At 64.6% G+C, this 1,167-nt stretch carries 1 protein-coding gene and 1 pseudogene; both read left to right on the top strand.

Going from position 1 to position 1,167, the window contains the following annotated elements; translation table 11 throughout:
- Positions 1-42: 42 nt before the first annotated feature.
- Positions 43-1,050 carry a DNA replication/repair protein RecF gene (locus tag A2I95_RS40470; RefSeq protein WP_291737953.1) on the top strand — a complete coding sequence of 336 codons (1,008 nt, stop codon included), beginning with the start codon at positions 43-45 and terminating at the stop codon, positions 1,048-1,050.
- Positions 1,047-1,167, top strand: a pseudogene (locus A2I95_RS40465) (LysE family translocator); the annotation flags it as partial. The gene A2I95_RS40470 and the pseudogene A2I95_RS40465, both read left to right, overlap by 4 nt.

Below are 1,167 nucleotides of genomic sequence, written 5' to 3'. Positions count from 1 at the left end.
CTCCGGCGGGGATATTTTTAGCAAGAGGAAGAGGGCGCCTGCGTGCTGGCTCTGACCGCATTGACCCTGTCCCATTTCCGCTCGCATTTGCGGGCGGAAATGCATTTGGACGGTCGCCCGGTGGCCATTCACGGCAGCAATGGCGCGGGCAAGACCAATATCCTGGAAGCCGTGTCTCTGTTCTCGCCGGGCCGCGGGTTGCGCCGCGCCAGTGCCGCCGACATGGCGCGCCAGCCCGAAGCGCTCGGGTGGAAACTGAAGGGTGAACTGCGGGCACCCTCGCAGGCCTATGAGGTGGTCTGGCTGATCCCGGCGATGGACCGGTTGTGGATAGAAGCTGCCGAAGGACGGCGCCGGTTTCTGGACCGGATCGCGCTGAGCTTCGAGCCCGCCCATGCCGAGGCCTCGCTGGCCTATGAAAAAGCAATGCGGGAACGTAACCGGCTGTTGAAGGAACAGGTGCGTGATGCCGGCTGGTACCGGGTACTGGAAGAGCGGATGGCCGCCGCCGGGCACCGGATCCACACCGCCCGCGTGCAGTCGGTGGATCTGCTGCAAATGGCGCAGGCGGAGGCGGAAACCGCCTTTCCGGCGGCTGAGCTGGAGCTGCTGCAATCGGAAGGCAGCATGCCGTCTTCTGAGGCGGACTTCAAAGAGGCGCTGGAGGAAAGCCGGTTTCGGGATCTCGCGGCAGGAAGGACCCTTGTCGGACCGCACAGGACAGATTTGATCGGCACCTATCAGGCCAAGGGTATCCCGGCCAAGGATTGTTCGACCGGCGAGCAGAAAGCGCTGCTGGTGTCGCTGATCCTGGCCAACGCGCGGGCGCTGGCGCAGCGGGAAGGCGCGCCGCCGATCCTGCTTTTGGATGAGGTTGCCGCGCATCTGGACGCTGGCCGCCGCGCTGCCCTGTATGACGAGATTTGCGCTTTGGGAACCCAGGCTTGGATGACGGGCACCGGGCCGGAGCTGTTTGGTGAACTGGCAGGCCGGGCGCAGTTGCTGGAAGTCTCTGACAGTGGCGGCACGTCGGAGGTTCTGCAAATATGACGGTCTCAGCCTGGGATCTTACCCTCTATGCGGGGGCCTTGCTGATCCTGTTTCTAACGCCTGGCCCGGTTTGGCTGGCACTGATGGCGCGCTCGGTGTCCGGCGGGTTTCAGGCGG

It is taken from the genome of Leisingera sp. F5, from assembly GCF_001593695.1.
This window is presented reverse-complemented; position numbering and strand designations above follow the sequence as displayed.